Source organism: Idiomarina zobellii (assembly GCF_900100855.1).
Lineage (GTDB): Bacteria > Pseudomonadota > Gammaproteobacteria > Enterobacterales > Alteromonadaceae > Idiomarina > Idiomarina zobellii.
This window is the reverse complement of record NZ_FNCB01000005.1, coordinates 1-23,741: the sequence shown is the minus strand read 5'-3', so window position 1 is coordinate 23,741 and position 23,741 is coordinate 1. Positions and strand designations below refer to the sequence as shown.

Genomic DNA, 23,741 nt, shown 5'->3' with positions numbered 1-23,741 from the left:
GCATTTTCCGACACTACCTACCGTTCAATTCCTACCCGCATATTATGGCGGATTTTTGTTCAGAACACTACGATTGCATCTGGCTTTTACACAATAAGGATATTGTTTCATGTCGCTGCTTGAGCAAACACCCATCGCGGTCTGTATTCAGCAAGAAAATTGTAAAATTTTGCAGCTGAACAGAAGCCACGGACGCTTTACCGTTCAGAACTTTGCCCACGAACTGACCGCCCAATTAACCACCCAGCGGTTCAAACGCTGTGGCTTAATATCAGCGTTAGACTATCAAGCCGTGCATTACCAGCAGCTGTCTAACGAATCTTCTACCGTCAGTGTTGAGGAAAGTATTTTACAGCAGCTGCCCTCAACTATGGACAACGAAGCCGGTTTTTCTTACGACTTTATTCAGCATGACAGCGGTCAAATCGAGGCAGCGATAAGTTCGGAGCGTGCACTGCAACAGTTAATATCGGACTTGGCGCCTCTTAACATTCCGGTCAAAGTCATTGAGCCTATTTACCATTCGATAATTCGCGCCACCAATACACTCATTCCGTATTTATGGCCGGAAGGTGCTCGCTTTTCCTCGAACATGAAATGGATTATTGCTGAGTTGCGCCAAAAGGTGTCGACACTCATTTATTGTGAAAGTGGCCGCTTTCAACGGTTCGAGAAACTGGCCACTGCTGAGTTGCTGCAACGGGTCTCTGATATGGATGACTACTGGCTATTCAGCTTTGGCGATAAAGTCGCGCAATCCGCATTGCGCACAACGTGTGAGAGCCAGTCTTTCAGCAAGCACATTGCTTTATCTACCGCACCGCTGTTTGCTGACGAGCCCGCGCCCACTGTGTCCGCCTTAGACAACGAAATAGCCCTTGTCGGCTTAGCTCTCAGAGGGTTCAGTCAATGGCATCGTTAAACCTGGTTTCCAAAGACAACCGCTATCATGTTTTTAAGCATCCGGCGCTGAGTTTTATTGGTGTTAGCTTGTGTCTGGGCGCTATTGCCTTAACGGCGCAGTTTATTGTCAGTTATCAGCCCATTATAGATAACGCCAATAAAATAGCTCTGCAGCAGTCTCAACAGTTAGAAAGCCGCAAGCACAAACAACACATTTATGAAAAGCAGCGACAAGCACAGGTTAAAAGAGACGCCTTTTTGCGCAGGCAACAAAGTGTCAGTGATGAACTGAATGCATTTGCCGGGCTTCTAGAGAAACTGCCTATCGAGTCCGGCGAAGCCAGCATTAAGCTGAGCAACAGCCGACTGGAAGTGACCTCATTATACGACCGTATCGCCCAAACCGAGGCTTTAAAAAACTGGTTGAACGCGCACTGGAAAAACCCGGAAGTTGCCAGCTCCCTGCATCAGCAACTTCTGCCTGAAAAGCGCGTGCTGTTTGTACTAGAAAGGTCATCGTCATGAAAAGCTCGGTCACAAAAGCTATCGGCTTCTGGTCAATCTTATTTGTTGCTATTTGCATTCTTTGCGCTGTGTCGGCCTATTTCTTTACCGCACATCAGTCGCACCGGTTACGTGAGCTTATTTCAGATAACGCAGAGCAGTTAGCCAGCCCCATTCCGGCGCTTGCCGGAGAGCCTGCTATGCTGAGTCCGTCAGCGCCAGTGGATGAGCTGTTATCTGATATTGTCCAACGCTACCCCATTAACCTTCACTACCAACGCTCTGGCTCTGTAGACAGCACCTGGCTGGTCACCATTGAAGCCGAACCCCAACAAGCAACGCGGTTCGTCGCTGAAGTTGTTCGTTCTCAATACAAACAATATTCACATTTTCCGGAGACAGAAAGCCTGCGTTGGGAAGCTCTGGGCGCTATCAACAGTGGTGTTTACGGCGTACTCCAGTGGCAATTTCGGTGGCAAACCGAGCACAGCATCAGCCAATTAGAGAAGCCCATATACGCTAACCATTTTAAGCCCATTAATGTGCCGACCTTGTCCTGTTATGACAAACCATTTAGCGGCACACAGCCTCATTTTATTGTGCCCCAAATGTCTGATGCAAGGTTAACCGCCATACAAACCGCTCCCAACCGAAAAGCCATTTTTAAAAGCCAAAACCAGAAGTGGGTAACGGCTTTAGAGGGCGACTGGTTAGGACAACACACCCAACTCGACACAATTCATTCAGACAGCTTAATCCTTTCTCACTGGCAGCAGTCCGGAGACTGCTGGCACAGATATTCTCAACAATTGCGCATACACAAGGAAAGTGACGCTTCATGAAGCATTTTATAACGACCTGCCTACTGGCCTCTTTATTTCTATTCCACACATCTTCTGTGAGCGCGAGTCGCTTAGACTGGACGCTACTTTTGTCTGAACAGCAGCTAAATGAGCCTGTTTCGCTGTCTACCGACGGCCTGCCGCTTCGACATTTACTGCAACTGCTGGCCGACCAGCATGAACTGAATATTCTTATTGGTAACGACATAAGCGGAGAGTCGACCTTAAAACTGAACGGTGTCGCCTGGAGAAATGCCTTTGAAAGCGTCGTCAGTACACACGGCCTGCATTTAAAGCGGCAGGGCGATTTGTTGTGGGTAACCACCGAGCCTCAGGAGCAAGAAGACAACGACGAGCGTACCTCTACTCTTTTGCGCATCAACTTTGCCAAGGCCGCAGACTTAGCCGCGTTACTGAAGAACGACCAGCAAAGCTTCTTGTCGGAAGGCGGTGCCGTTAGCGTCGACGAACGCACCAATACGTTGATTATTCGCGACACGCCCGAGCAAATCGAGTCGGTTCGTCGCGTCATTGAAAAACTAGATATTCCGGTGCAACAGGTGCTCATTGAAGCGCGCATGGTTACCGTTAAAGCCAACGTGAGTAAAGCTCTGGGCGTACGCTGGGGTGCTTCTAACTATGGGTTGTCGGTGCCGGAAGAAGGAGCCGGTTTTATTAAAGGTATGCACGTCGACTTACCTGTCACCAACCCGGCAGGCACCTTTTCAGCCAACTTAGCCCGGCTTAGCGACGACATTCTGCTCGACTTAGAGCTCACCGCACTAGAGCAGGAAAATAAAGCCGAAATTATTACCAGCCCGAAAATATTTACCTCGAACCAGCAAGCAGCCTACATTGAACAAGGCACGGAGATTCCCTATGTTGAAACCGCAGCGCACGGTGCCACCGCGGTGCAGTTTAAAAAAGCAGTTATGGGCCTTAGCGTGACGCCATTGATCACACCCAACAATCATGTACTGATGGACTTAACCATTACCCAAAATACGCGAGGCGACACCGTCGCAACGCCCACCGGCCCCGCTGTCGCCATAGATACCCAGGAAATGTCCACTCGGGTGCTGGCTCGCAATGGGGAAACCATCGTACTTGGCGGAATATTTCAGGAACACAGCTTGAATGATGACAGTCGCGTCCCCATCTTAGGGTCTGTTCCAGTGTTAGGTAGTCTGTTCTCACATGAGCAGCAACGCAAAGAGAAACGTGAGTTGATGATATTCGTCACACCAACGATTCTGCAGCAAAACTAACACGGCTACCAATGGCTATTGCTAAAGTGACTCCGAGTTGAGATAATCCCGCTTCTTTTCGTTGGGTTGGGAGATTCTCCAGACACTCCGGATTCGTGAGTTACAGCTAATTTTAACCAATGATGTAAGCAGGAATATGGCTGAGAAACGTAATATTTTTCTTGTTGGGCCCATGGGGGCTGGCAAAAGTACGATTGGCCGTCAAATCGCCAGACAATTACATTTAGACTTTTATGACTCTGATTCAGAGATAGAGCGCCGTACCGGTGCGGATATCAGCTGGGTGTTTGAGCTGGAAGGTGAAGAAGGCTTCCGCGCACGTGAAGAGAAAGTCATAGAAGAACTCACTGAGAAAATGGGCATAGTGCTTGCGACCGGTGGTGGCTCGGTAATGAGCAAAGAAAGCCGTAACCGTTTATCAGCCCGGGGTATTGTGGTTTATTTAAAAACCCCTATTGAGAAGCAATTAGCACGTACCCAGCGTGATAAACGTCGTCCTCTTATTGCAGAAGCCGACGACCCACGTGAAGTATTAGAAGAGCTTGCGGATGTGCGTAATCCGCTGTACGAAGAAATTGCGGACATTACCGTACAAACTGACGACCAAAGTGCAAAATTTGTCGTCAATGACATTATTGATCAGCTCGATACCATTAACGGGCTGGGATAAAACAAAGGAGCTGCGTTCATGGCCGAGGTTCAAGTCTCATTAGGCGAACGCAGCTACACTATCCATATTGGCAACGAACAACTTGCCAACTTCCGCACAACCAACGCCCATAAACTCAATAAACAGCTGTTTATTATCACCAATCCAACGGTGAGCCAGTACTATCTTAAGCCCTTGCTGAACGTGCTAACCGACCACCATGTCGACTTTTTTGAAATGCGCGACGGCGAGCAGTTTAAGAACCTCGACAGTTACGCTGAAATAATGGACCGGTTAATCAGTAAAGGCTACAACCGCGACTGCGGCATTATTGCCTTAGGCGGAGGTGTGGTTGGCGACTTAGCAGGCTTTGTGGCCGCGACTTTCCAACGTGGCGTCGATTTTTATCAAATACCGACAACCTTGTTGTCGCAAGTGGACTCTTCGGTGGGCGGGAAAACCGCGGTAAACCATCCTCACGGTAAAAACCTTATTGGTGCGTTTTACCAACCTAAGTCGGTCACTATCGATATCGACTGCCTGCAAACCTTAACCGAACGAGACTTTCGCAGTGGCCTGGCGGAAATTGTTAAGTACGGCATTATTTATGACGCCGACTTTTTCCATTGGCTGGAGCACCACGCCGCAGAGTTAAAACAGCAAGATCCTGATGCCTTAACCTATGCCATAAAGCGCAGCTGTGAAATAAAAGCCGATGTCGTGGCTAAAGATGAGCGCGAAAAAGGTTTACGGGCGCTGCTGAACCTCGGTCACACCTTTGGACATGCTATTGAAGCTGCCACAACCTACGGCGAATGGACACATGGCGAAGCCGTTTCTGCTGGCATCATAATTGCATCTAAGCTGTCAGAAGTGACTCAGCGGCTATCGGCGTCAGATTTCCGACGAATTAAAGAGCTGCTGACAGCGTTTGAACTGCCAACCCGTTGCCCGGACATGCCGTGGGAGTCGTGGTTGGAGTACATGCAGCGTGACAAAAAGGTCAAAGACGACCAGCTGCATTTTGTATTGCCTACCGCCATTGGCCAGGCAGACGTTGTCAAAGATATAGAGCACACCACCGTTGCTGCTGTGATCACTGAATGTTGCTAACGCACCTGCGTTATCTCTATTCGGCTAAACAGACAGGAACGAAACGATGCAAGCACTTGCGACCACACAACACATTGTTGCCGCACCGGTAAAAAATAAACCGAGCCAGCAGCAGGCGATTGATCAACTTCATCAACAATGCCAGCAAAGTGTGTCTTTAATTATGCTGCACGGCGCTGAAGGTAGCGGTAAAACAACCGTTGCAGAGCTTTTTCTGGAGCAAGCGTCAGACTATGCAGAAGTCGCTTTCATTTCAGCCAACGAGCGTTCAACCAACGACCGTCTGCGGGCGCAAATCCTGAATCAGCTGTTTGGTACTATCAGCATTAGTGACGAGTCACTCAGCCGCCAAATTCAGCGCCAACGCCCCCTGAACCACGCCATTATTGTGATAGACAACGGCGAATACCTGTCTGAAAGTTTTCTGGCCGAGTGCATATCAACAGTTTCACAACTCAGCGCCATTGGCCAACGCACCAGCATTATCGTTGCCGGTAGTTCGCGTTGGGCACAGCAGCAACGTCCGGCACCACACCTTCGCGTGCAAGGCCCTGCTATGGTTGAAGTGCAGCCGTTTAGCCATGAAGAGCAAATACGTTTTGTACAAGCGCTATTACCAGAAAAGCAACGTAGCTTCTGGAACTTAGAGCGCATTCAGCAGTTTTTAAACTCGATTAACGGCTACCCCGGCGAAATTCAGCAACGCCTGCAACTGACTTTAACCACTCAGGCGGCGCGCTACCGTGACTCATCGCCGACAGAACAAGAGCAAAGTGCGCCGACAAGTGCGTCCGAGTTGGAGACGGAGAAGACACCTTCAAAAATGAAGCTGTGGCCTCTTATTTTAATTGCTGCACTTATCAGCACCGCGGTCGCTGGCTATCTGAATAAAGACCAGTTACTGCCGTTATGGGAGCAGTTCAACAGCTCAGCCGCCAGCCCAGCTCAAGCAGAGCCGTCGCGAGAAGCAACTGATGCAGCATCCGCACAAGCCAGCGAGGGTGAGAGAGAGCCTGCTACGGCTCAGGCAGAAGAGCCACAAACAACCGAGTTACCCACCTTTGAGCCTATTAACGAACGTTCATTAGAGCTTGTTCCTGAAGAGCTGGCATCGTCGTATCGAGCTTCGTTGGGTACGCTAAATAACAAAGCCGCCGCTGAAATTACAGAAGGTGATATCAGCGTTGGTTTCATTAAAGAGCAACAACCGAAAGAGGCTGCGCCGGTAGACACCGTGGTTGCTGAGTCAAATGAAAATACAGAAGCCGCCGCAACGACAACCGAAGCAAGCCAGCCCGCCCAAGCGGAACCGGCGACAACTCAAACGGCACAGACTCAGGAATTACCGTTTAATACCGAATGGGCACTGAGTCAGCCGACCGACAGTTACACCTTACAAATTAGTATTATCAGTGACACGCAGCTGCTGTCAGATTTTCGCCAGGACTACGGCTTAACTGACAATACGCAGGTATACCAGCGCGCCGATAACCGCTATGTCATTATTTTTGGTAGCCACAATAGCATTGAACAGGCACGCAATGCCGCCAGCGAACTGCCGCAAGCAGTTCAACAAATGGAGCCCTGGGCTAAGTCATTTGCCAGCGTTCATGCCGACATTCAGGGACGTTAATACTCACAGCAATTTTCATCCCCCGGCCTTTGGGTTACAATCCGTTGAGGATCAACCAACGGCCGGCGCATGAAGAAGAATCGGGCATTTTTAAAATGGGCAGGCGGTAAGTACTCACTTATCGAGCCAATATCAGCACGCTTGCCGCACGGTAAAAAGCTCATTGAGCCCTTCGTGGGTGCTGGCTCCGTGTTTCTGAACACGGACTATGACAGTTACCTGCTGAACGACATTAACCAGGACCTAATTACCCTGTATCAGTTTGTGAAGCGTCGCCCTAAAACCTTTATTCAGGACGCCCGCAAGCTTTTCGTTGACCGCAATAACCAGCCCGACGCTTACTACGCGCTGCGCGCTGCGTTTAATGCGAGTAGTGACCCCTATTATCGTTCTTTGCTGTTTTTGTATATGAACCGACATGGTTATAACGGCTTATGCCGCTACAACAGCAAAGGCATTTTTAACGTTCCTTTTGGCGACTACCGAAAACCGTACTTTCCGGAAAAAGAGCTCGAGCATTTTGCCGAAAAAGCCCGCAAAGCCAAGTTTATTTGCCGGCCGTTTGAGCAAGTTTTTCGCCGCGCACGCCAGGGGGACGTTATTTATTGCGACCCACCGTATGCGCCATTGGTACAAGCGTCTAACTTCACCAGCTACGCGACCGGCGGCTTTGGCCTAACTGACCAACACGAACTCGCGCGCCGGGCGGCGCAAGTGGCCAAGAAAAGAGACATACCGGTGCTTATTAGCAATCACGATACTGAACTAACGCGGGCTCTCTACAAACAAGCGGATATCAGCAGCTTGTCGGTGTCACGCAGTATTAGTCAAAAGGGTGACGGCCGTAAGCCCGTTACCGAACTGCTTGCGCTCTATAATACGGATTCAGCCGCAAGCAATGTCGTATCTATTAATAAAAAACTGAAGAAAGTAGGCACATGAACTGGCACTTAAAAGCATTTAACGATCTTTCGCTGCACGATCTCTACGACTTACTGAAACTTCGACAAGAAGTTTTCGTTGTGGAGCAAACCTGTCCGTATCTTGACGCCGACGGCGCCGATGAGCAGGCTTTACATTTGTACGCCCGCAACAGCGCCGGTGAAATGATTGCCTACGCACGACTTTACCAGGCCACCGCAGACACTGGCTACTCGCGCATTGGCCGCGTATTAACCCACGAGAAAGTGCGCCGCCAAAAGCTTGGCATTGAGCTTATGCAACGCAGCATCGACTATCTTGAGAAGTACGCACCTCAGGCGCCTATTCGTGTGGGTGCTCAGGTTTATCTGCTCGACTTTTATAAAAGCTTCGGTTTTGAGCCGATTAGCGAAGAATATCTGGAAGACGACATTCCACACATTGATATGCAACGTAAGGCGGCCCAGTGACCGTCACAGATCGGGTTCCGGTGCTTGCAAGCAGCGATACTGACATCGTTGCCGCAAAAACTATTGCCGAACGTTGGGGGCTCCCGTCAGAAGCCAGAGACAACGACGCTTTTCAGCTGTGGCTGAATGAAGGCGTGTTAGCCCTGCACTGGCTGCAAAGCCCACAAAAAATGTCACCGTTAGTGGTCGATTTTCATCAGGGAAAAGCAGCGTACCGTGCGCAGAACACGCAATTAAAAAACGAAGCCATAGCCAAGGCAGTGGGTGTCACCGGACAGTTTAAACCGTCGGTGGTTGACGGCACTGCCGGCCTTAGCCGAGACGCTTTTGTATTGGCCGGGCTGGGCTGTGACGTGCAGCTTATAGAACGTCACCCAGTGGTCGCGGCGCTGCTCGATAACGGCCTGCACAGAGCTCAGTTAGAAGCCGACGATATTGGCGAAGCCTGTCAGCGAATGCACCTAATAGGCACTGACAACTTATACACCGGCAGAGGCTTCACCCACGAGCCTGACGTGGTGTATTTAGACCCAATGTACCCAAAAACCGGCAAGCAAAAAGCGCAGGTGAAAAAAGACATGCAAATGTTCCAACAGCTGGTTGGCAGCGACAACGACGCTGATTCGCTACTGGAGCCTGCACTTGCTCATGCGAAGTTCCGGGTGGTGGTTAAGCGCCCGAACAGCGCACCTTTTCTGGCAGAGCGTGAACCAAACAGCCAAATTAAGAGTAAAAAGCATCGCTTTGATGTTTACATAAAACGAGGTTTCAATGAGTCAGCAAATTAAAGAAGGCGATAAAATTCCATCCGGTTCACTGACCAGCAAAGGTGAACTTGGCATTCAAAATTACGACCCGGCAGAGATATTTGCTAAGGGCACCCACATATTGTTCTCCGTACCCGGCGCTTTTACTCCGACCTGTTCGGAAAAACACTTACCCGGCTATGTCGAACACGCAGAAGCACTTGAAGAAGCGGGTGTTTTAAGCATTAACTGCGTGGCCGTAAATGACGCTTTTGTGATGAAAGCCTGGGGCGAGTCGTTAGGGATCGGAGAAAAAGTTCGGTTATTGTCAGACGGTAACGGCGCTTACAACCAAATGCTGGGCCTGGCAATGGACACTGGCAACTTTGGCGGTATTCGCTCAAAACGCTATGCCATGATCATTACCGACGGCACCGTTAAAGGCTTGTACGTTGAAGACGAAAAAGCCTTTGAAGTCAGCAAAGCGGAATACATTTTGGAGCAATTGCAAAAGTAATGTCGAACTGGGATGTCATTGTTATTGGTGCCGGCGCAGCAGGACTTCACTGCGCTGCGCACGCGGCTAAACGCGGTAAGTCGGTATTAGTGCTTGATCACGCCAAGCAGGCAGGGAAAAAGATACTGATATCTGGCGGCGGCCGCTGTAATTTCACCAATATGTACGCAGGCCCCGATAACTTTTTGTCATCCAACCCGCATTTTTGTAAGTCCGCGCTTAGCCGCTACACCCAATGGGACTTTATTGGGTTAGTAGCTGAGTACGGCATTCCCTACCATGAGAAAACCTTAGGCCAGCTGTTTTGCGACGACTCCGCCAAAGACATTGTGCGCATGCTAATGAGCGAGTGCGACCGCTACGGCGCGCGAGTACAGTTACGTACAGAGATTATGTCGGTGGACTTTGACGACGGGTATTGCATAGACACCAGCCGTGGTGAATACCGCAGCGACAAACTGGTGGTTGCCTGTGGCGGGCTCTCCATGCCTAAATTGGGCGCTACGCCTCTGGGCTACCAAATTGCCGAGCAGTTTGGGCACTCCATTGTGCCGGTACGCGCTGGCTTAGTGCCATTTACCCTGCAAGAAGAAGACAAAGAACGCTTTGCCGAGCTTTCAGGCGTTGCTTTACCAGTAACCGCAGAGGCTAACGACGGCTATTTCCGTGAAGCCATGCTGTTTACGCACCGAGGCGTCAGCGGCCCCGCAATTTTGCAGGTGTCGTCCTACTGGCAGCCCGGCGAAGCCGTGACCATTAATCTGCTGCCCGATTTAGACGCTTACGAATGGCTGAAAACACAACAGCAGCAACAACCTAAAAGCCAGCTCAACACCGTTTTACAAGCGCACTTCCCCAAACGCGTGGTTACCGCATTAGCCGAGCACCACCAATGGCCGTTAAGCAACAAACTGGCCGATACCTCGAACGCACAGTTCCAGACCATAGCCGACAACCTTAACCGCTGGCAGCTCAAACCCAACGGCACCGAAGGCTATCGCACCGCCGAAGTTACCCTAGGCGGCGTAAACGTCGACGAAATCAGCTCTAAAACCATGGAAAGCCAGAAGCAACCCGGTCTGTACTTCATTGGCGAAGTGCTGGACGTAACCGGCTGGCTGGGAGGCTTTAATTTTCAATGGGCTTGGAGCAGTGGGTTTGCTTGTGGGTCGGAGGTTTAGCTAAATCTATATAATGTGTTTACGCACAATATATAGAGGTTATGTCTCATAGACCCTGCTTGCCAACGCCAAACCATCGGCGTACACTTAAAAGTACAACTAAATGTACTTAGGAGATTCCCATGACAAGAGTTCGCGTCGATGAAGATATCCGCCCTCTTTCCGAATTTCGAGCGGGCGTAGCATCATTTGTAAAACAGATACATGAAACCCGCCGCCCTATGGTGTTAACTCAGAGAGGCCGTGGCGTTGTTGTGCTGGTGGACGTCCAAGAATACGAAAAGATGCAAGAACGGCTAGAGCTGTTGGAAGAGGTTTATAAAGCTGAAGAGCAGCTGGCCAATGGGGAGGGTATTTCTCATGAGGAGGCAAAATCACGAGTTCTGAGCAGGCTTGCACAATGAGGGTTAATTGGTCTCCCCTTGCCTTAGAGCGTGTTGAACAGATATCTCAGTATATTGCGGAAGATAAACCCAGCGCTGCTGTTGAGTGGGTTGAAGGTTTGTTTGACATTGTGGAGCGGCTATCAGACTTCCCTGAAAGTGGGCGCGTCGTTCCTGAAGTAGGAGGACGTCGCATCAGGGAAGTTATATTTGGAGCCTATAGGATCATTTACAGCGTCAGAGGCCAAATAGATATTCTGACAGTAAGGCATAGTAGTCAGTTATTGCGAATGTCCGAGTTTGGTGATGAGGAAACATAGCCCCCCCAATAAAAAACATTATGGTTAACGCTTTTGATTCCATATTTCCACCGTACTACAAATTACCATTATTTCAGTAATTCATTCCGAATGTTTGCCAGCTAATAAAGCGCTAAACCAACGCTTGGTATCAGCACCAGCAAAGGTTCCCACTTTTGTAATTAGCGCTTCTGTCTCGGTTACGTCACTGGTCATATACCAGTCAATGAGTTCATCAAAAGCAGTTTCTCCCAGCTTTTCCTGTAACTTCATTAAAGCGATAGGGCCGAGACCATAATTAACTTTGTGCGACGCTCTGCGAGCAGTATCTTCGCGCCAAATAAACGCTTCGCCTTTCGCCCGCGCTTGCCATTTTTCCACGATATTTTGAAATTCTTCTTCACCATAAATACGTGCCACCTCTCTGGCCGAAATGTATTCAGCGAACGATTCAATCATCCAGTAGTCATGCGACATGGCGCTTGTGAAGTTTGTCCAGTTATGCGCTATTTCGTGGCATAAGTATTGATGCGTATGGACCTTAGAGCCCAAAGTTTGAGAATTTAATGAAATATAGTTTCCTCTCGCGAAGCTAGGGCCTGGGCGTTCAAGAAGAACTACCTGAGCGGCTTTTAGCTGTTTCTGCCTCCCAAAACGCTCGTTCATTTTTTCAAAACATTGGCGACCTGCATTTAATACGAATTCTGCCCTCTCGGCGTTAACGTCATCGTGGACAACCGTAAAGCCATCGCTATAAATGCTGGTCGGCTTTTTCACTGCATAAAGCGATACGTCGATTGTTGGCTCTGTACTTATCACCTGATAATTGTTTCCACTGCTGGTCACACTTCCCGGACCAAACACTTCCCAGTCGTCATCCAATTCGACGCTAACAGTTCCTATAATTGGCGTTGAAAAGTCACTGAATACCGGATGCCACGCCGAATCAATACTCAGGTGAACTTGATTTGAGGTAATGAAATTTCCGTGCTGAGCGTTATTATCAATAGTGCCTGCATATTTAATGCGTATAGCTTTATTGTTTGCTTGAGCTGACGAACTAAACTCAATTATCACTTCATTCCAAACAGGCACCTTCTTCGATTGCTTTACCTCAAAGCTCTCGATGTGCTGCCCAGTAACAGACTCTACCGAAAAGTCTTTATTCAGAAATAAGGCAACAGTACCGCTACTCCTGTACTTCTTTGGTATTTGCATCTCAGTTACCGCGTTTAACGCTGAGCTTTCGAGTGAAAAAGTCAGCTCTGTACGATATTCAACGGCATCCGATGCCATAGCGGTAAAACTTAAAAGGTACGTCGTAACAGCAATTAGTAGATATTTCATGCTTGATCTCTTAATGTCCCTATTAAACTACTGTTAACCGTACCATTCAGTAAGCCAAAATCCAGTGCGGAAATGTTGCTAAATGTTTTTCGAATTAACTAAGTCGTCTGAAATCGTAGAACTTTTCTGATGTTTGAAGAGCCGCGTTGAAATGTCCGCAATGAGCGAGCAGCGGATTTTTCATCCTCAAATCCAAGGAATCAAAATGAATCTAGTGTTCTCATGCCTCTAAAAACTCTCCCTTTAATTTGGTCTCTGGGAATAAAGCCGATGTAGCGCGAGTCTGCACTATTGTCTCTGTGATCACCCAAAATAAAGTAATTACCTTCAGTGACTGTTATTTCTTCAAAGCTGCGAACCGGGCTATTTTCTGGAGTGTAGGTAATCAAATGCTCCGCACCTCCTAATGTTTCCTTTACAACCAGTTGCTCGGGAGTATCTCGGAGAAAAATATCATCAAAAATTTCTTGGGATACGATACGTTGAGTAGCTTCAGCACCATTGACGTAAAGAGTGTTATTTTTCATTTGCACTGTGTCTCCGGGCACTCCAATGATCCGTTTAATTGCTATGACATTTTTCGATACATCAAAATACGTGATTACATCACCACGTTGCGGATCGCTGACTTCAATCAAAACCTTGTCCATATAAGGCAACCGGAAGTCGTAAGCTGCATGGTTGGATAAGACGAGGTCACCATAAAAGAGCGTTGGGCTCATTGACGGCCCCGCAACGGTAAAGGCTCGAACATAAGCAGAACATAGCCCCAGGATTAAAACTGCGAAAGCGGTGATCTTTAAAAACTTACTAAATGTCATTGCCATACAGTCCTTTTCTGTATCGGGCTAAATATATAGCACAAGCTGAGCGGTTGTAGTGAATTTGGTTAACTACCAACGCCAAGCTTTCGCTTTTTCATATAACCCGACAAAGCCACCGCATCGGGAGGAGCGCTTTGCCGAAGTGCGGAGAACACTCCTTCTTGGTCATCGGTTTTTCGATGCTGCCCCAGCTTTTCCTTGGCGTGGATATCGTCAACAAGAATTTTGAAGCCGACAACCCCCTTGCGGAGCCTTGCTTGATAATCAGGTGGCATCAGTTCCTGATCATCAAGTAACTCAGGCTCATACTTTGCCACTAGTTGACTCATTGCTCGGTAAGCAATGAGGAATTCGTTTCTCGTAAGGCTTTTCAAGATCATCCATATCTCCAGCCCAAATACTACATATCGGAATCAAATCAGTGACGACGCTCTCCAATCTAAATTGGTTGAAATTGAACCTGAGCCCATCGATTGCAACTTCGTGCCGTAAGATATCAAGCTGCTCAAGCTCTCCTGTCTTTAAGTCGTAAGCGCGATAGTCTGGGTAAAGTTCAAATATATAGACTGGCTCGTCGTCAAGCGGCTCATCATGACACATAGTGTTTAATCGTCTTTCGTGGGTTGATAAATACTCGAGTCTATTCCATTCGCTTTGAAACCAGCGGTCAAATTGATAGCTGCTTTGAAAACCGAGCACAGCAAGTGCAAACTCTCGAGCTTTGATGTACTGAAAGTTATGACGCTCTTGGATTTCTCTTGAAATTTCACCGATGTCTTTTTTTACTTGTAAAAGACGATCCATGACTAAGGGTTGGTTTGATTTTGTCATTTACATCAATTCCTTAAAAAATAAGCACGCGTACGTTGAGCCGCTCAACAGCTAATGCTTTTATTAAAGAATTTAGTAAACAGTTTACAGGTTTTTTGCCACCGCGGCTGGCCCGCAAACCCAGCGGAGAAGAAATATTACTCTTAAAAAGTTGGGGTTGTCAATTCAAGCTGTGGGGAGGCATCAAAAACCATTTCGCTGTTTGGGTGATTTGGTGTTTACTCTTGAAAACAAGGGTTTTCAAGAGTTAAAAGTGACTAGTAAAGCCTGGGAACTCCAAAGAGAGCATCGTTACGCTTATCTACAAATCGGTCGTTCCGAGTCCCCAAATCACACGTTTGAAAAGCAATCTGCACATTAGAACTTTCAATTGGACGGGCGTTTGCTTTCAAATGGACGCGAGCTAGGTTACAATTGGACGAAATTTTGGCGAAGGATTCAGTAGATGGCCGATAACTTATTCCCGCGAAATACAAAGCAAAATCTGCTCGAAGCTATTGACGATACGCCGGTCGTATTAATACATGGTTCGCGGCAATGCGGCAAAACAACCCTTGCTAAGTCTGTCGGTGAATTACTCGGCTATACCTACATTACCTTTGATGACGAAAACCAATTGGCTGCAGTAAAAGCCGACCCTGTTGGTTTTGTCAGGAGTTTGCCAGAGAAAACCATCTTAGACGAAATTCAACGTGTTCCTGAGCTTTTTCTCTCATTAAAGGACAGCGTAGACGCTAATAGAATACCTGGTCGGTTTATTTTGACTGGGTCAGCCAATGTTCTGCTCTTACCCCAATTGTCTGACTCCCTTGCTGGTCGTATGGAGATTATACACCTGCGGCCTCTGGCTCAATGTGAAATGACAGACAGGACTCCTAACTTTCTGACTTCGCTTTTTTCCGATAACCTGCTGACGGGTGCTGGTACGAGTCAGAAAAAAAATGCTCTGGGACGCTCTTTAGCGGATATTTTAGTGCAGGGAGGTTATCCGGCAGCCGTTAACCGAAGTAGCGCTAAACGAAGAAACGCATGGTATCGAGATTATATTAAGACCATTTTGCAACGAGATATTAAAGATTTAGCCAATATAAAAAATGCCAATGTGCTCCCCAAGTTGCTCGCTCTCGCAGCGTCTCAGACCGGTCGGCTATTTAACTCCAGCGAACTGGCATCTCCATTTTCGATTAGTCGTCCGACTGTTCGCGAGTACCTTGCATTACTTGAACAAATATTTCTTATAGAGGAGCTTGCTCCCTGGCACAGCAATCGACTTAGTCGACTTATAAAGACACCAAAGCTACATTTGTCTGATACAGGGCTTGTTAGCTCATTGCTGGGTGTCAATGCGGATGAGCTTTGGAAGGATAAAGAACTACTTGGACAATTGTTGGAAACCTTCATTTATCAGGAGCTTAGAAAACATGCCGGTTGGTATGATGAGGACCTGAGGTTCTACCACTTTAGAAACAAGGACAAAGTAGAAGTTGATATTGTTATTGAGAAGGGACGTTTAAAAGCGGGTATCGAGGTAAAGGCGGCAGCGACAGTTAAGCAGTCAGACTTTAAAGGTATGGTTAAATTGAAAGAAGCCTGTAAGGGGGACTTTGCTGGTGGCGTGGTGTTTTATGATGGCGAACAGGTACTACCTTTTGGCGAAAAACTCTATGCCGTTCCAATATCTCACCTGATGTAACCCTTCTAAGAATCAGGCTGGCAAAACTGACCTAAAAAGGACTGTTCGGGTAGACCGCAAGCGGTGATCGGATTAAACCGAAATCATCTCAGCGACAATTATCTTGGCCGGTTGTGTGGTTTATGCGACGTGTATGGACCCCCCTCTTTTGCAAGCATTTTGTTTAATTGCGAGTAGGTACGACTGCCTACGTGTATTCGGTCTCTAAAAAGATGCCGCATCGGTAGGCATCGGACCTTAATGGGCTATTCGCGCACTGATTTCCAAACGCTTACACGAGCTCAAGGCTCTTCGTCACATAAGGAGTTTCTCAGTGCCGGTTCGACCTGTTTCGCCATCAAGCAAAAGCTTTGCAATCGTGGTGTTGAGTTTATCCTGTTAAAATTTGTTTGTTACTTGAGCATCAGATTATCTACTTGCAGCTGCAAGTGTTTCATCATAAGCCGTTTCATTGGCGACTAACGCCCAGGCAATTCGGGCCGTTTTGTTAGCCAACGCAACGGTCGCTACGTTAATGTGCTTACGGTTGACCAGACATTTTAACCAATGACTCAGCCCATCACTTTTTCTATCAACATGGCGTAGTACCGCTCGTGCACCATGGACAAGCAACTTGCGGAGGTAGCCGTCACCGCGCTTGCTAATTCCGAGTAATCGCTCCCGGCCGCCGGTGCTGTGCTGTCTGGGTGTTAATCCTAAAGACGCTGCAAAATCACGTCCTTTTCGAAAAGCTTTTCCGTCACCCAGCGCCCCGGAAAGTGCACTTGCGGTTAATGGCCCAACGCCACGCAACGTCATCAAGCGACGCGCGACGGGAGCCTTTTGGACATTCTCAGTAATTTTCTCATCAAGACTTTTGATGCGGTCATCGAGGTAACGAAGATCCTCCGCCAAACTATTAAGAAGCGTGCGGAAAGTATCACTCAGCCCGTTTTCAGCATCCTCAAGCCATTTTTGTAAAGCCCTTCTCAGTTAATGGATGCCAACTGGCGAAATAACACCATATTCGCCTACCAAACCGCGGATCTGGTTAGCTTTGGCGGTACGTTGCCCCACCAATTCTTCGCGTATGCGATGAGCAGCCTGGATATCTTGCTGCTCTGCTGTTTTGAGGACTACAAAGCGCATGTTGGGTCGGCTCATTGCCTCACAAATCGCTTCAGCATCAACTTTGTCGTTCTTATTGCTCTTTACGTAAGGTTTAACAAACTGAGCAGGAACCAGACGAACATGATAGCCAAGCTTCTGGAGCTCTCGTCCCCAATGATGGGCTGATGCACACGCTTCCATACCGACTGGACAGCCTGCCGGGACCTTGCGACTCAGCGCGTTTAACCATTTTGTGCGAGTATACTTGGCCTGCCATACAGTTTTTCCATAGCGATCTACACCGTGGACGTGAAAAACTGATTTGGCAATATCGACTCCAACACGGATAATATTCATTTGGGCTTCTCCTCATCTCAGTGATGTTTGACTCACTCACCATTTTGGCACATCGATGCCGGTGAGGTGAGGAGGAGTCCATCCCATTGCTTACAGTACTAGTAGAGCTATTTGTTACAGAGAGCTTGTCTGAAAATAATGAGTTCCAATAGTTGAATATACTTACCCTGTCAGTATGGGAATGTCGTTAGACAGTTCCTTGCTGACAGGGGCGACCAGAGTCACACAATGAAAAAACTATTTAAGTAATGCATGTCCCGAGGGTTCAACGGTCGGTCTACTCGCAGCTAAAGGAAAAGAGGCTTTTATCAGAACTATGGGTTTATTGCGCGAGACGGCGAAAATCTCGGGAAAGGTATGTGTCGCTTTGTTCGAAAGCAGTCTATTTAAAGAAAAACGATACTAACAGAGCTTGCTACGTCTTTAAGCTGATAAGTATGTATTCCCTCACCAAAACAGGTACTCTTGATTATCGGCGATGTTAATTATTGTAGTTAAAGGAATAACTCATGTTCTCGAAAATATGGATGATTCTGGCTTTCTTGGCTGCTGTAGGCGGGCTCTTTTTTCTCGGCGTTGCCGGCAAATACACATTCGGGTATTACGCTAACCCCGCTGCTAAGTATCGCCATGAATATATGCAGGTTGTAGTTTTAGCATTGATTGCGGCATTGCCTTGTTGGTTGGCTGCATCAGGCTTCCTTTGGCTAGCCAGGGAGACAGTACCCAAAGTGGTACTGTTTTCAGTTTATTCTGTGGCGTTGTTTTTGTGCGCTCTTTATCTCCTTTCCAACTTGTACGCCTTTGTCATGTGGTTACTTAATAAATAAAACACGTGCATAGCGAAGAAATAACAGCTGTACCGGCCGAGAATGAAGATTGGCTGATTGATCGCGTTGAAGTTCGACAAGCTGAGCGCTAACTACCCAAAGCGGTATCCAGTACAAACATCAGCACGAAACCCAGCATAAGGCCGTTCGTTGCGGACATTTCGTGGCCTTTTCTGTGTGATTCGGGAATCATTTCATGACTGATGACGAACAGCATAGCGCCCGCGGCCATAGCCAGCCCCCAGGGCAGCACTGCTGAGTTGCTCAATGCAATGGCACCAATAACAGCCATTAAAGGCTCTACTAGCCCCGATAGCATACCTACTCCAATAGAAAGTCTACGGCTATAACCGGCAGCCAGTAAGGCCATGGCTACGACAAAACCTTCCGGTATGTCTTGTACAGAAATACCGGTTGCAAGAGTCGACGCTCCAACGGTATCCTCGCCTGCATAAGCTACACCAATTGCGAGCCCCTCGGGAATGTTGTGCAGTATAATGGCAATGACAAACAACCAACTGCGTTTCAATATCAGTGCCTGATGCCCTTCAGTACCTTTAATAAAGTGCTCATGCGGTACACTGCGCTCCAGAGCCATCATCAAAAAAGAGCCCCGGAGAATAGCGGCAGCTACTTTAAGCGGGCCTTGCCAAGCCGTTTGTGCTGCCGCTTCAAACAAGTTTAACGCCGGTATAATGAGAGAAAAAATACTGGCCGCCAGCATGACACCAGCGCCAAATCCCAGCATTGCAGCATGTAAACGACTAGATAACTGATTGGAGAACAGAGCCGGAAGAGTGCCTAAAGCGGTTGCACCGGCAGCCATCATTCCTGCATAAAAGGCGTAGCGTACATGGTCTTGATACTGCATTAGGAGAATGAGCTGATACAGACCATAGCCCGCGCCCAGCACCAGGCAAGCAGCTTGCTTCCAAGTCGCCAGCCAGGTTGAAATAACTCCATTACCTTCATTTATTCTCCTCAAAACGTCTGGCAACTTCCGGCCAGTGAATCACTTCATAAAATGCTGCAATATAGTCTGCACGTTTGTTCTGATACTTTAAATAGTATGCGTGTTCCCATACATCCAATCCTAGTATGGGAGTCAGTCCATCCATTAAAGGACTATCCTGATTGGCTGTACTGGTTATTTCGAGTTGCCCGTTAGCATTAAGCACTAACCAGGCCCAGCCGCTACCAATCCGACTGACCGCTGCCTGAGTGAATTGCTCTTTGAAATTCTGAAAGCCACCAATGTCATTCTCTATGGCTTTAGCCAGTTTGCCCGTTGGCTCGCCACCGCCTTGAGGTGACATAACTTGCCAGAACAATGAGTGGTTAGCATGACCACCGCCATGGTTACGCACAGCCGATTGCATATTACTAGGTATACTCTGAATCTGTCGTAACAGTTCAGACAAGTCCCATTTTTCGTAACGACTGCCAGCCAGTGCATTGTTCAGACCGTTGACATAGGTCTGGTGATGTCGCTGATGGTGAATTTCCATTGTCATGGCATCGACATGCGGTTCAAGGGCATCGTAAGTATAGGGTAACGCAGGTAATTCAAATGACATAGTTAACTCCTGATAGTTAATGTAACGATAATTATTATCATTTGCATTTATTTAAATTGCAATGCATGCTGATGAACAACACAGGAGGTTGCTATGGAACTCATTCAGAATTGGAAAGTGTTACAGCGTATGGGTAATTATGAGTTTGAGCAGGGGCAATGGCAAAATGCCAATCATTACTATATGAATAGCATTCTCCTGCTACGGGAACATTTGAGTGATATTCTGAAACACCAGCATGAGCAGGCTGGCGAGGTTATTATTTGCCTGTCAATTGCGGTGCAGAATTTGTCTGAGACATATCATCGTCAAAATCGCGTGAATTGCGGCATTTCTCTGTTAAGTAGGACATTACATCATTTTCAGCAGCTACAGAATACGCTTTCGTCAGATCATCCGGCCGCTATAGCTCTGCTTCGCGAAGCCTGCAAGTTGCGCCAGCTTATGTTTATGCACAAGAGTATTGAGGATCAAGCCACCTCCATAGGTGGCCCAATCCTGAGCAGTTAAGTTTCGGTGACTCCGGTTAAAAAGCCGCTTTAAAAATAGCAACAACGTCTTCGTGACTGGGTTGAATTGGATTAGTCAGGCCACAAGCGTCTTTCATCGCATTGTCTGCCAATGTACTAAAGTCCTCTTCTTTTGCCCCCAGTTCTTCCAGGCCAGCCGGAATATTAACGCTTTGAGACAGTTCGACAATGGCGGCAATAGCAGCGTCAGCACCTTCTTTGTCTGTTAATCCCTGTACTTCTGCGCCCAGTGCTTTACCAATGTCTTTCAGGCGGGGTGCGACAACCTGACTGTTGTAGCGTTGCACATGAGGCAATAAAACCGCGTTGCAGACACCGTGCGGCAAGTCGTAGAATCCGCCGAGTTGGTGCGCCATGGCATGTACATAACCCAGAGATGCATTGTTAAATGCCATACCCGCCAGGAACTGTGCGTAAGCCATTTGTTCACGAGCTTCCATATTCGTTCCGTTATGAACCGCTTCGTGAAGATTGTCCCGGATAATCTCTATGGCTTTTATGGCACAGGCATCGGTAATCGGCGTAGCATCGGTAGATACAAAGGCTTCAACGGCATGGGTCAGAGCATCCATACCCGTTGCTGCAGTCAAGTTGGCAGGCATGCCGACCATTAACCTCGGATCGTTAACAGACAGAATAGGTGTCACGTTTTGGTCGACAATTGCCATTTTAATATGGCGTTCCGGGTCGGTAATGATGCAGAAACGGGTCATTTCAGACGCTGTGCCTGCGGTGGTATTAATACTAATGAGTGGCAGTTGTGGCTTTTTCGAGACATCAACACCCTCATAGTCGCCAATATGCCCGCCATTAGTGGCAACCAGGGCTATGCCTTTGGCGCAGTCGTGAGCTGAACCTCCACCTAGTGAAATAACACAATCGCATTGATGCTTCTGCAGAACATCTAGCCCGGCTTTAACGTTCGTCACTGTCGGGTTGGGTTGTACGCCATCGTAAACCAGACTTTCTATTCCATGCTCTTTGAGCAGGGCTTCGATTTCGGCAGTAACGCCCAGTTTGGTCATGCCGGGGTCGGTGACTATCAAGGCTTTTTTAAAGCCATAGTTATCAATTTGCGTGGCCGCATCTTTAAGGGCATTCTCGCCGATAATATTGACCGCTGGAATATAAAAAGTACTGCTCATGGCATTAGCCTTTTCTGTCAGTGAATTTATATTCTATTATTGTATTCCTTTGTTTCGCTGAATAGCTTGATCTGAATCAATGATTTGGCGTAAAGATAAAATCAGCACACCAGAGAGTCTACATATAGCCCTGCTACCATAGGTAGTAGCGGGGCTATATCCATTGTTTAGATAATAAAGGTCGACAATATCTTAAAAGTCCCAGCGCACACTGGCACTGATATTACGTGGTTCGCCATAAGAGCCGTAGTTGTACACGCCTACACTTTCAAAGTAATTCTTATCAAAAAGGTTGTTAATATTTAATGACGCAGTAAGGCTGTCAGAGATTTGATAGCGGGCAAACAGGTCGGCAACCGTATAACTTTCCTGACGGGGAATTTCACCATTAGGGCCCACACCTTGGTTTCTTGAAGGAAATACTTCACTCTGCCAGCGAAGTCCGCCACCCAGAGTGAATCCCGGCAAATTCTCTGCAAAGCTATAAGAACTGGTTATTCTTACCATATCTTCCGGCGCCTGTCGGCTGACTTTTTCACCTTCATTGTTGCGGGCTACCCGGTGTGTATAACCGGCGTAAACTTGAAGTCCGGTCATAAGTTCACCTGAGAGTTCAGCTTCATAACCTTTTGTTTCTACGCCGTCTTCAGCTTTATAGCTTTGTTCTGGCTGACCGTTAACAATAACTTCAATATCCGGAATAGCGACATTCTTTTGTTTAACCTGAAATACAGCGGTTGAAAAATTCAGTCGTTGGTTAAAGAATTCACCTTTTAGACCTATTTCATAGTTTTCGCCGTGCACTGGGTCAAGCAAATTACCATTCCGATCTTTTTGAGTTTGAATGTTGTAGATATCGGTCAGGCTTGCGTAGGTAGAGAAATTTTCATTAATGTCGTAAACAATGCCTGCGTATGGGGTAATAACACCCGAGTCAGATTCATCCACCGCGATGATAGGGGAGCTCATAGCCTCGGGAGTGTAGTTGTACTCTTCATGCGACCATGAACTGGTGCGAAGTCCTACAATTAGTGACAAAGGCTCCGCTACGTCAAATTGCGCACCACTGTAAAATCCACTTTGTTTGGTTTCCCAGCCCCAGATATAGTCAGATGCCGATGCAAATTCTGGTTCAGGGACAGAATCCCATTCGTAAAAGCTCCACGGCTCAATTGCTGAAAGCGAAGGTCGTCTGCTTCGGTCATTTTCTTCAAGGTTACTGTTCCAGCCAACAACCATTTGATGTTGGCGTCCTAAAAGCTCAAACGGACCACTTAGCCTAAAGTCCAGGGTATACTGATTCCAGTCACCTCTGGTCGAGCTGGGGCTGGCTCCAAGTCCGAGGCCAGTGTCCCGATCAAGAAATCCGGTTACATACATTTGCATGTTTCGGATGAATCCGAACACTCATTTCGGTTCAATCCGATCACCCATTTCGGTTTAAACCGATCACCTGTTTCGGTTTTATCCGATCACTTTTAGCCTTTTTCCGAAATCACTGTTCGGATTGCCGAAATCGGTGATCGGAATGCCGAAATACCGTTCTTTTTCTAACTAAATCAACTGGTAAGCTCAACTCAACGCAACTGCATTGAGGAATGGCTGACCATGGCTAGAAAGAGAACCCAAATGAGTAAGATAAAAGACATCCTGAGACTTCGGTTTGATGCCGGGCTCAGTTTGAGAGACATCAGTAAATGCTTATCTGTCGGCCCCGCTACCGTTAGCGAGATTTTATCGCGCTTTGCTGCCAGTGAACTCACCTGGCCGCTGCCTGAGGAGTTCAGTGACACAGAGCTTGAAGCGGGTGTTTACAAAGGCCGGAATGTGTCCCGAGCTAAACGCCAGCCAGACTTTTATGAAATGCATCAAGAGCTCAAGCGTAAAGGCATGACAAAGCTACTGTTGTGGCGCGAGTACCGCGAAAAGGACTCAGCCACTGCCTATGGTTACACGCAGTTCTGTGAGCACTATCGCAGTTGGCGCAAGATCCAAAAGCGCAGCATGCGACAATTACACCTTGCCGCGATAAGCTGTTTATCGATTACTGCGGCCCGACAGTGCCTATCCTCAATCCCGATACCGGTGA

Annotated in this window: 25 protein-coding genes and 2 pseudogenes; 18 read left to right on the top strand and 9 right to left on the bottom strand. The window is 47.7% G+C overall.

The genetic code is table 11. The features are described 5' to 3' along the window. Positions 1-109: 109 nt before the first annotated feature. From BLT32_RS06345 to BLT32_RS06280, 14 genes are all read left to right on the top strand, one after another. A complete protein-coding gene (locus BLT32_RS06345) occupies positions 110-922 on the top strand; it encodes a hypothetical protein (protein WP_053953396.1) in 813 nt (270 codons plus the stop codon). After that, positions 910-1,428: a hypothetical protein gene (locus tag BLT32_RS06340; protein ID WP_053953397.1), complete on the top strand. Its 519-nt coding sequence runs from the start codon at positions 910-912 to the stop codon at positions 1,426-1,428. Before BLT32_RS06345 ends, BLT32_RS06340 begins: the two co-directional genes overlap by 13 nt. Continuing rightward, positions 1,425-2,249 (top strand): hypothetical protein, encoded by an 825-nt coding sequence (locus tag BLT32_RS06335; RefSeq protein WP_053953398.1) that lies wholly within the window; start codon positions 1,425-1,427, stop codon positions 2,247-2,249. Before BLT32_RS06340 ends, BLT32_RS06335 begins: the two co-directional genes overlap by 4 nt. Further along, the gene (locus BLT32_RS06330; protein WP_053953399.1) at positions 2,246-3,517 is read left to right on the top strand and encodes a type IV pilus secretin PilQ; all 1,272 of its coding nucleotides are present in this window, start codon (positions 2,246-2,248) and stop codon (positions 3,515-3,517) included. The genes BLT32_RS06335 and BLT32_RS06330 overlap by 4 nt, the downstream gene beginning before the upstream one ends. Positions 3,518-3,653: 136 nt before the next feature. Next, positions 3,654-4,187, top strand: coding sequence for a shikimate kinase AroK (aroK, locus tag BLT32_RS06325; protein ID WP_053953400.1), 534 nt, complete (start codon positions 3,654-3,656; stop codon positions 4,185-4,187). A gap of 18 nt (positions 4,188-4,205) precedes the next feature. Further along, positions 4,206-5,279, top strand: a complete 1,074-nt coding sequence (aroB, locus tag BLT32_RS06320) for a 3-dehydroquinate synthase (RefSeq protein ID WP_053953401.1) — start codon at positions 4,206-4,208, stop codon at positions 5,277-5,279. A 46-nt stretch (positions 5,280-5,325) separates the two neighbouring features. Next, positions 5,326-6,912, top strand: coding sequence for an AAA family ATPase (locus BLT32_RS06315; RefSeq protein ID WP_053953402.1), 1,587 nt, complete (start codon positions 5,326-5,328; stop codon positions 6,910-6,912). Between the two features lie 69 nt (positions 6,913-6,981). After that, the gene (locus BLT32_RS06310) at positions 6,982-7,854 is read left to right on the top strand and encodes a Dam family site-specific DNA-(adenine-N6)-methyltransferase (RefSeq protein WP_053953403.1); all 873 of its coding nucleotides are present in this window, start codon (positions 6,982-6,984) and stop codon (positions 7,852-7,854) included. Continuing rightward, positions 7,851-8,303, top strand: coding sequence for a GNAT family N-acetyltransferase (locus BLT32_RS06305; RefSeq protein ID WP_053953404.1), 453 nt, complete (start codon positions 7,851-7,853; stop codon positions 8,301-8,303). The genes BLT32_RS06310 and BLT32_RS06305 overlap by 4 nt, the downstream gene beginning before the upstream one ends. Continuing rightward, positions 8,300-9,091 carry a class I SAM-dependent methyltransferase gene (locus BLT32_RS06300; protein WP_082343196.1) on the top strand — a complete coding sequence of 264 codons (792 nt, stop codon included), beginning with the start codon at positions 8,300-8,302 and terminating at the stop codon, positions 9,089-9,091. Before BLT32_RS06305 ends, BLT32_RS06300 begins: the two co-directional genes overlap by 4 nt. After that, positions 9,075-9,566, top strand: a complete 492-nt coding sequence (locus tag BLT32_RS06295; protein ID WP_053953405.1) for a peroxiredoxin — start codon at positions 9,075-9,077, stop codon at positions 9,564-9,566. The genes BLT32_RS06300 and BLT32_RS06295 overlap by 17 nt, the downstream gene beginning before the upstream one ends. Further along, positions 9,566-10,747: a BaiN/RdsA family NAD(P)/FAD-dependent oxidoreductase gene (locus BLT32_RS06290; RefSeq protein ID WP_053953406.1), complete on the top strand. Its 1,182-nt coding sequence runs from the start codon at positions 9,566-9,568 to the stop codon at positions 10,745-10,747. The genes BLT32_RS06295 and BLT32_RS06290 overlap by 1 nt, the downstream gene beginning before the upstream one ends. Positions 10,748-10,869: 122 nt before the next feature. Beyond that, positions 10,870-11,151: a type II toxin-antitoxin system Phd/YefM family antitoxin gene (locus tag BLT32_RS06285; protein WP_053953407.1), complete on the top strand. Its 282-nt coding sequence runs from the start codon at positions 10,870-10,872 to the stop codon at positions 11,149-11,151. Continuing rightward, positions 11,148-11,450 (top strand): type II toxin-antitoxin system RelE/ParE family toxin, encoded by a 303-nt coding sequence (locus tag BLT32_RS06280; RefSeq protein WP_053953408.1) that lies wholly within the window; start codon positions 11,148-11,150, stop codon positions 11,448-11,450. Before BLT32_RS06285 ends, BLT32_RS06280 begins: the two co-directional genes overlap by 4 nt. Positions 11,451-11,531: 81 nt before the next feature. Here BLT32_RS06280 and BLT32_RS06275 read toward each other — a convergent pair whose 3' ends face one another. The 4 genes from BLT32_RS06275 to BLT32_RS06260 form a co-directional block, all read right to left on the bottom strand. Beyond that, complete coding sequence (locus BLT32_RS06275; protein WP_053953409.1) at positions 11,532-12,776, bottom strand: M1 aminopeptidase family protein; 1,245 nt, start codon at positions 12,774-12,776, stop codon at positions 11,532-11,534. A gap of 200 nt (positions 12,777-12,976) precedes the next feature. After that, a complete protein-coding gene (gene lepB, locus BLT32_RS06270; protein WP_074668919.1) occupies positions 12,977-13,597 on the bottom strand; it encodes a signal peptidase I in 621 nt (206 codons plus the stop codon). Between the two features lie 68 nt (positions 13,598-13,665). Beyond that, positions 13,666-13,917, bottom strand: coding sequence for a hypothetical protein (locus BLT32_RS06265; protein ID WP_053953411.1), 252 nt, complete (start codon positions 13,915-13,917; stop codon positions 13,666-13,668). After that, positions 13,904-14,431 carry a hypothetical protein gene (locus BLT32_RS06260; RefSeq protein WP_053953412.1) on the bottom strand — a complete coding sequence of 176 codons (528 nt, stop codon included), beginning with the start codon at positions 14,429-14,431 and terminating at the stop codon, positions 13,904-13,906. The genes BLT32_RS06265 and BLT32_RS06260 overlap by 14 nt, the downstream gene beginning before the upstream one ends. A 445-nt stretch (positions 14,432-14,876) precedes the next feature. Here BLT32_RS06260 and BLT32_RS06255 point away from each other — a divergent pair, with 445 nt between their 5' ends. Then, positions 14,877-16,124: an ATP-binding protein gene (locus tag BLT32_RS06255; protein ID WP_053953413.1), complete on the top strand. Its 1,248-nt coding sequence runs from the start codon at positions 14,877-14,879 to the stop codon at positions 16,122-16,124. 408 nt (positions 16,125-16,532) lie between these two features. Here BLT32_RS06255 and BLT32_RS06250 read toward each other — a convergent pair. Then, positions 16,533-17,570 (bottom strand): annotated as a pseudogene (locus tag BLT32_RS06250) (IS110 family RNA-guided transposase). Positions 17,571-18,079: 509 nt separating this feature from the next. Here BLT32_RS06250 and BLT32_RS06245 point away from each other — a divergent pair. After that, on the top strand, positions 18,080-18,400 hold the full coding sequence (locus BLT32_RS06245; RefSeq protein ID WP_053953414.1) for a hypothetical protein: 321 nt from the start codon (positions 18,080-18,082) through the stop codon (positions 18,398-18,400). An 88-nt stretch (positions 18,401-18,488) separates the two neighbouring features. On the opposite strand, the gene BLT32_RS06240 is transcribed toward BLT32_RS06245, so the two are convergent. Both BLT32_RS06240 and BLT32_RS06235 read right to left on the bottom strand, forming a co-directional pair. Continuing rightward, positions 18,489-19,385 carry a ZIP family metal transporter gene (locus tag BLT32_RS06240; protein ID WP_235443968.1) on the bottom strand — a complete coding sequence of 299 codons (897 nt, stop codon included), beginning with the start codon at positions 19,383-19,385 and terminating at the stop codon, positions 18,489-18,491. Next, positions 19,369-19,977, bottom strand: a complete 609-nt coding sequence (locus BLT32_RS06235) for a superoxide dismutase (protein ID WP_053953415.1) — start codon at positions 19,975-19,977, stop codon at positions 19,369-19,371. Before BLT32_RS06235 ends, BLT32_RS06240 begins: the two co-directional genes overlap by 17 nt. Before the next feature lie 93 nt (positions 19,978-20,070). Between BLT32_RS06235 and BLT32_RS06230 the strand changes: the two genes are divergently transcribed. Further along, entirely contained in the window at positions 20,071-20,487 is a 417-nt protein-coding gene (locus BLT32_RS06230; RefSeq protein WP_053953416.1) for a hypothetical protein, read from the top strand. Positions 20,488-20,503: 16 nt separating this feature from the next. Here the strand turns inward: BLT32_RS06230 and yiaY are convergent, their stop codons facing one another. Both yiaY and BLT32_RS06220 read right to left on the bottom strand, forming a co-directional pair. Continuing rightward, entirely contained in the window at positions 20,504-21,652 is a 1,149-nt protein-coding gene (gene yiaY, locus BLT32_RS06225) for an L-threonine dehydrogenase (protein ID WP_053953417.1), read from the bottom strand. 192 nt (positions 21,653-21,844) lie between these two features. Then, positions 21,845-23,038: a TonB-dependent siderophore receptor gene (locus tag BLT32_RS06220; RefSeq protein WP_235443969.1), complete on the bottom strand. Its 1,194-nt coding sequence runs from the start codon at positions 23,036-23,038 to the stop codon at positions 21,845-21,847. A 222-nt stretch (positions 23,039-23,260) separates the two neighbouring features. Between BLT32_RS06220 and BLT32_RS06215 the strand changes: the two are divergent. Then, positions 23,261-23,741, top strand: a pseudogene (locus tag BLT32_RS06215) (IS21 family transposase); the annotation flags it as partial.

What these genes read in the sequence shown, in the direction of transcription:
- BLT32_RS06235 (WP_053953415.1), bottom strand. Translation starts at nt 19,977, where the DNA reads ATGTCATTTGAATTACCTGCGTTACCCTATACTTACGATGCCCTTGAA.
- aroK (WP_053953400.1), top strand. Translation starts at nt 3,654, where the DNA reads ATGGCTGAGAAACGTAATATTTTTCTTGTTGGGCCCATGGGGGCTGGC.
- BLT32_RS06280 (WP_053953408.1), top strand. Translation starts at nt 11,148, where the DNA reads ATGAGGGTTAATTGGTCTCCCCTTGCCTTAGAGCGTGTTGAACAGATA.
- BLT32_RS06340 (WP_053953397.1), top strand. Translation starts at nt 910, where the DNA reads ATGGCATCGTTAAACCTGGTTTCCAAAGACAACCGCTATCATGTTTTT.
- BLT32_RS06315 (WP_053953402.1), top strand. Translation starts at nt 5,326, where the DNA reads ATGCAAGCACTTGCGACCACACAACACATTGTTGCCGCACCGGTAAAA.
- BLT32_RS06220 (WP_235443969.1), bottom strand. Translation starts at nt 23,038, where the DNA reads ATGCAAATGTATGTAACCGGATTTCTTGATCGGGACACTGGCCTCGGA.
- BLT32_RS06295 (WP_053953405.1), top strand. Translation starts at nt 9,075, where the DNA reads ATGAGTCAGCAAATTAAAGAAGGCGATAAAATTCCATCCGGTTCACTG.
- BLT32_RS06345 (WP_053953396.1), top strand. Translation starts at nt 110, where the DNA reads ATGTCGCTGCTTGAGCAAACACCCATCGCGGTCTGTATTCAGCAAGAA.
- BLT32_RS06275 (WP_053953409.1), bottom strand. Translation starts at nt 12,776, where the DNA reads ATGAAATATCTACTAATTGCTGTTACGACGTACCTTTTAAGTTTTACC.
- BLT32_RS06230 (WP_053953416.1), top strand. Translation starts at nt 20,071, where the DNA reads ATGGAACTCATTCAGAATTGGAAAGTGTTACAGCGTATGGGTAATTAT.
- BLT32_RS06255 (WP_053953413.1), top strand. Translation starts at nt 14,877, where the DNA reads ATGGCCGATAACTTATTCCCGCGAAATACAAAGCAAAATCTGCTCGAA.
- aroB (WP_053953401.1), top strand. Translation starts at nt 4,206, where the DNA reads ATGGCCGAGGTTCAAGTCTCATTAGGCGAACGCAGCTACACTATCCAT.
- BLT32_RS06285 (WP_053953407.1), top strand. Translation starts at nt 10,870, where the DNA reads ATGACAAGAGTTCGCGTCGATGAAGATATCCGCCCTCTTTCCGAATTT.
- BLT32_RS06290 (WP_053953406.1), top strand. Translation starts at nt 9,566, where the DNA reads ATGTCGAACTGGGATGTCATTGTTATTGGTGCCGGCGCAGCAGGACTT.
- BLT32_RS06260 (WP_053953412.1), bottom strand. Translation starts at nt 14,431, where the DNA reads ATGACAAAATCAAACCAACCCTTAGTCATGGATCGTCTTTTACAAGTA.
- BLT32_RS06310 (WP_053953403.1), top strand. Translation starts at nt 6,982, where the DNA reads ATGAAGAAGAATCGGGCATTTTTAAAATGGGCAGGCGGTAAGTACTCA.
- lepB (WP_074668919.1), bottom strand. Translation starts at nt 13,597, where the DNA reads ATGACATTTAGTAAGTTTTTAAAGATCACCGCTTTCGCAGTTTTAATC.
- BLT32_RS06335 (WP_053953398.1), top strand. Translation starts at nt 1,425, where the DNA reads ATGAAAAGCTCGGTCACAAAAGCTATCGGCTTCTGGTCAATCTTATTT.
- BLT32_RS06245 (WP_053953414.1), top strand. Translation starts at nt 18,080, where the DNA reads ATGTTCTCGAAAATATGGATGATTCTGGCTTTCTTGGCTGCTGTAGGC.
- BLT32_RS06330 (WP_053953399.1), top strand. Translation starts at nt 2,246, where the DNA reads ATGAAGCATTTTATAACGACCTGCCTACTGGCCTCTTTATTTCTATTC.
- yiaY (WP_053953417.1), bottom strand. Translation starts at nt 21,652, where the DNA reads ATGAGCAGTACTTTTTATATTCCAGCGGTCAATATTATCGGCGAGAAT.
- BLT32_RS06305 (WP_053953404.1), top strand. Translation starts at nt 7,851, where the DNA reads ATGAACTGGCACTTAAAAGCATTTAACGATCTTTCGCTGCACGATCTC.